6 protein-coding genes are annotated in these 4,839 nt (G+C 39.3%); all 6 read left to right on the forward strand.

Annotated features, from left to right (window positions below; translation table 11 throughout):
* Positions 1–167 (forward strand): zinc ribbon domain-containing protein (locus IM500_RS00350; RefSeq protein WP_287737362.1); only part of this gene is annotated, 167 nt, incomplete at its 5' end.
* Between the two features lie 246 nt (positions 168–413).
* A complete protein-coding gene (locus IM500_RS00355; protein ID WP_239698090.1) occupies positions 414–680 on the forward strand; it encodes an SDR family NAD(P)-dependent oxidoreductase in 267 nt (88 codons plus the stop codon).
* A gap of 59 nt (positions 681–739) precedes the next feature.
* Positions 740–1,165: a GtrA family protein gene (locus IM500_RS00360; protein WP_272076323.1), complete on the forward strand. Its 426-nt coding sequence runs from the start codon at positions 740–742 to the stop codon at positions 1,163–1,165.
* Complete coding sequence (locus tag IM500_RS00365) at positions 1,162–2,094, forward strand: glycosyltransferase family 2 protein (RefSeq protein WP_287737358.1); 933 nt, start codon at positions 1,162–1,164, stop codon at positions 2,092–2,094. Before IM500_RS00360 ends, IM500_RS00365 begins: the two co-directional genes overlap by 4 nt.
* Before the next feature lie 33 nt (positions 2,095–2,127).
* The gene (locus tag IM500_RS00370; RefSeq protein WP_287737359.1) at positions 2,128–3,840 is read left to right on the forward strand and encodes a glycosyltransferase family protein; all 1,713 of its coding nucleotides are present in this window, start codon (positions 2,128–2,130) and stop codon (positions 3,838–3,840) included.
* A gap of 12 nt (positions 3,841–3,852) precedes the next feature.
* Positions 3,853–4,758 (forward strand): hypothetical protein, encoded by a 906-nt coding sequence (locus tag IM500_RS00375; protein ID WP_287737361.1) that lies wholly within the window; start codon positions 3,853–3,855, stop codon positions 4,756–4,758.
* The last annotated feature ends 81 nt before the right edge of the window (positions 4,759–4,839 follow it).

The following is a 4,839-nucleotide window of genomic DNA, read 5'->3' on the forward strand; positions in this document are numbered from 1 at the left end:
ATGTTTGTCCCCATTGTGGCTATGTAGAAGATAGAGATATTCACGCCGCTATCAATATTCTCAAAAAGGGACTAAGTACGGTAGGGCATACCGAAACTAATACGCTTGGGGAGAGATTCCCTCTGGTTTGGCTGGATACGTCCTGCCAGATTAAGGAAACTCAGTGAACCAAGAATCCCTCGCTTTTAGCGACGGGAGTGTCAAGACAAATTTAACAAACCATAAAGCTCTAATTACAGGAGCTTCTCGCGGAATTGGAGTAACTATAGCTTCATTTCTAGAGAATCAAGGGACTGAGATTATCGCCCCCATGCAATTAATCAAAGGGTTTTCTCCAGCCATGAAAACCGCAGGCTGGGGTAGAATTTTTAACATCAGTTCTATTTTCAGTCTATTCTGTCACCAAAGCCGGACTGAACGCCCTAACCCGCAGTGCTGCTCTAGAATTCGCCACCTATGGTATTCTAGTTAATGCAGTCTGTCCAGGTTATGTAGGGACGGAGCTAACTTTTGCTAACAACTCACCTGAGCAGTTGGCGGGAATTGCTGCTTCCATTCCCCTCCAGCGCCTAGCCCAACCTGATGAAATCGCCAAATTAGTTGTTTTTCTGTGTTCGCAAGACAATACCTACCTCACCGGACAAAGTATAATTATTGATGGAGGATTTACCTGTAAATAAAATCAAGGTTGTCATAACATATAAAAAATCGCAACTGTCTATTGGAGATAAATCGTAAAATGTATCTTCTTAAAAAGAATAAATTTGTCGCCATTGTCAAGAAACACAGATTTGTCCGTTTCTTGCTGGTTGGTGCAATAAATACCCTGTTTGGTTATTTTTCCTTTGCCACTCTCATTCTTATTGGGCTGGATTACAAGTTAGCTGCTTTGCTGGCTACCATTCTGGGAGTCTTATTTAACTTTCAAACCACGGGAAGACTGGTTTTTGGTAGCCAAAACAACAAATTGATTTTTCGTTTTGTCTTAGTTTATGTGGTGACTTTTCTCTTGAACGTTGAGGCCCTGAGAATTGTTGATGCTATTGATATTGGCATCGAGCAAAAAACTAAAATGTTAATCGCGGGTGCTATCTTGGTTCTTCCCATGGCTGTCATCTCTTTTATTTTAATGAAACTATTTGTTTTTAGGGAAGGATCACAATGAAAAAAATTACGATTATGACCCCTTGTTATAATGAAGAAGGGAATGTTGAAGACCTTTACCTGCGACTTAAAGAAGTCTTTAATCAGTTACCTAACTATGAGTACGAACATCTTTTTATCGATAACGCTTCCCAAGATAAAACTGTAGATGAATTAAAAAAAATTGCTCAAAAAGACCCCAGGGTAAAAGTCATCGTTAATGCTAGAAATTTCGGTCCGGTTCGTTCTGGTTACCATGGTATTCTCCAGTGTTACGGAGATGCGGTTATTCCTATCGTAGCAGATCTGCAAGATCCTCCCGAATTAATCCTAGAATTTGTCAAGAAGTGGGAAGAAGGCTATAGAGTTGTTAAAGCGGTTAAAACTCCGATGAAAGAAGGAGCTTTTTTCTATTTTGCCAGACAAATTTTTTATTATTTAATGGATAATCTTTCAGATATAAGAGTTACTAGAAATTTTACAGGTTTCGGGTTATACGATCAGAAAGTCATCAATGTTCTACGAGAGATTAACGATCCCTATCCCTATTTTAGGGGACTCATTGAAGAGTTGGGTTTTGAAAGTTTCTCTTTTGAGTATCAACAACAACGGCGAAAACGGGGTATTAGTAGTTACAACTTCTATCGATACTATAGCGAGGCGATGCTGGGTATTACCAGTCACTCCCAAGTTCCCCTCAGACTGGCCACCATGTTAGGCTTTGCTTTGTCCCTCTTGAGTTTGCTAGTGGCGTTAGGTTATTTAATCGCCAAATTGTTGTTCTGGGATTATTTTCCTTTAGGAACCGCACCAATCATGATCGGACTATTTTTACTCGCTTCTGTGCAACTATTTTTTATCGGTATTATTGGGGAATACATTGGCTTAATGCACATGAGAATTTTAAAAAGGCCTTTAGTGGTCGAACGGGAAAGAATCAACTTTTACTAATCTATAACTGTCGAACTAATGCCCCAAGTGATCATGGAAAATTTTGACTTACGCTTATCTTTATTAAATGCAATAGAAAACCTCTCTGGATTACCTAATCTATATAGGATAAGTCTGATTATTGTATTATTCATATTTGTCGTTCTAGCGCTTTCTCCTACAATCTTCAACGAGTCGAAGATTAGTAGATTTGTCTTGCGGGTTTTCTCGGAACCTGTTTTTTTGGCGTGGACGGGGTTAGCGATTCTCGCCGGTCGTTGGCCAGTTTTACTCGCTCCCTCTATTAATTCGGATGAAAATCAATTCATTGCCGCTGCGATGAAACTGGTTAAGGATACCGCTTTCTGGCGATCAGTTGACACTGGTACATCGGGTCCGCTGAATATTATACCCCTGACTATTCCTAAACTATTGAATATTCGCATCGATTACGCCAGCGCTCGAGTTATCGGCTTATTTTTAGTGATTCTGTCCGTTATTTTTTTCTATTACTCGCTTAAATATTTATACGATAATCGAGTCGCCCGTATTGCGACTATCCCAGTTGTTTTATTTTTCTCTTTGGCACTCCACAGTAATTTCGTTCACTATAGCAGCGAACATTTCCCGATCGCTATTTTAAGTGCTGCTCTTTGGATGACCTGCTACGTTTACACCCGCGAGTTTAGTGATCGCATGGTTTTTATCTTTGGTGCAGTTATCGGAATGATGCCCTATGCAAAAATGCAGGGTCTTCCCGTCGCGCTGGCAATCACTTTAATTTTCGCTCACATACTTTGGACAAAAAAAGAAAGTCTCCGACAATTTCTTAAAAGTTTAGCCACGCTTGCCTTAGGCTTATTGCTGTTTTCTGCTATCAATCTCTTTTTTTTGATTCTTTTTTCAACGTTTGGGGATTTCTGGAGAAGCTATATCCTCCAGAATTTTTTATTTTATGCCAATCTATCGAACCTAACCTTCGGGGAAAAGTTCAGCCAATTTATATCAATGGCTAGTAGTAAACGATTAAACTCAAGTTCACTATTTCAAATTACCTCGATTTTTCTCATCGCCGCAACGATTTTGTTTTTTAGGGAAAGTATGGTGCGGCGAAAGCTATTGTTTACAAATACTTTTATCTTCTTCTTCTACAGCCTATTTATCGTAGTAGTTTCTATTTATGTCGTAGTTCGCCCCGGTAATCTTTTCCCGCATTATCTTCTTTTTCTTGTCTTCCCCTGTGGTTTTTTGATCGGTGTGGTAATCGGAGAAATTTTTAAATTGTCGGAGAATAATGCTTTTTATAAACAGATAAAGTTTTTGATATTGCTATTGATGATTGCGGCCAGCCTCCTACAGAGCTATAACTTGATCAAAAGCGAACACCCCTATCTCTCTCAACGCCAAAAATATCTTCAGGATTATCAAACTCCCCTCGTGCGGACAATCTTGCAATACGCTTCACCAACTGATTCAATCGCGGTCTGGGGCAAGAGGAATGATCTATATATCGAGACTGGACTGTATCAGGGAGTCAGAGGCAGTGCGATGGAACGGGCGCTTTATAATAATCCCGATGAGGCTTATTATCTAAAACTCTTCGCCGACGATCTATTAAAGTCAAAATCAAAGGTTTTTGTCGATGCGATGGCTGGCGAGAAGAAGATTTATCGTCACGATGCCTATCCCGAAATCGCCACTGTGATTGAAAATAACTATCGCATGGTGGATGAAGTTGAGGGCATTCGGATTTATGTGAGAAAATAGAGTAGTGAAAAAATGGTAAATAACCAAATTGATTTACGCTGGTGGCTACTGAGCAACTTGGCAAGTATTCAATCTTTGTCAATTATTTACAGAATATCGGTAATAGTCACTTTTATTATCTTCATTTTTTTCACTTTTTCTCCTCTCATATTCCTGAGAACTCCCACGGGTAAGCTCCAGAAATTTTTATTGTCAAATCTAATATTTATTATCTCCTTAGTGACTTTTATTTTAGCAGCACGCTGGCCAGGCTTCTTGTCACCCATGCTAGACCCAGACGAGGCGCAGTTTATTGCAGGTGCGATAAAATTGTTGAAAGACCCAGTTTTCTGGCGTGGGGTAGATGCAGGTTCATCTGGGCCGCTCAATGTTTATCCTCTGACTCTACCAGCTTTTTTCGGTTTCAGAATTGAATATGCTAGTAGTCGTGTAATCGGCTTGATCATGATCATTGCTGCTATTGTTTGTCTTTATTATGTTTTATCCACTCTCTACGATAAGAGCCTTTCTCGCATAGCAATAGTTCCCGTTGTCACCACTGTCGCCTTAATGACAAAATCAGGCTATGTGCATTATACAAGTGAACATTTTTCAATTGCCATATTAAGTGTGGCCTTGTTAATCGTTTGTAAATATTATGCTGGTAATTCATCTAATCCTAATCACCTGATATTTGCTTTGGGTTTTATACTAGGACTTACTCCCTTTGCCAAAATGCAGTCAGTTCCTATAGCTTTCTCAATTGCTTGTGTATTTTTGCACATACTCTGGCTAAAAAGCATCGCAAGAGGTCAATTTATCAGGAGTCTTGCTGCTTTCTTTCTTGGGGTAATGTTGTTCTCGGTTTTAGTTGTACTATATTTAACAATTTTCTCAATATATCTGAACTTCCCCCATACAGAAATACTAAAAAATTAACAAAACCCTTACTGCAGGTCGCTTCTCAGAAAAAATTGAAAAGAGGCTACTGGGTACATTTTTCCCTTGAAAATGGCTGTA

Origin of the sequence: Microcystis sp. M179S2 (assembly GCF_020245805.1) — a bacterium.
GTDB lineage: Bacteria > Cyanobacteriota > Cyanobacteriia > Cyanobacteriales > Microcystaceae > Microcystis > Microcystis aeruginosa.

Excerpts from the sequence above, each read along its gene's own strand:
- IM500_RS00365 (WP_287737358.1), top strand. The coding sequence starts at position 1,162 with ATGAAAAAAATTACGATTATGACCCCTTGTTATAATGAAGAAGGGAAT.
- IM500_RS00360 (WP_272076323.1), top strand. The coding sequence starts at position 740 with ATGTATCTTCTTAAAAAGAATAAATTTGTCGCCATTGTCAAGAAACAC.
- IM500_RS00370 (WP_287737359.1), top strand. The coding sequence starts at position 2,128 with ATGGAAAATTTTGACTTACGCTTATCTTTATTAAATGCAATAGAAAAC.
- IM500_RS00375 (WP_287737361.1), top strand. The coding sequence starts at position 3,853 with ATGGTAAATAACCAAATTGATTTACGCTGGTGGCTACTGAGCAACTTG.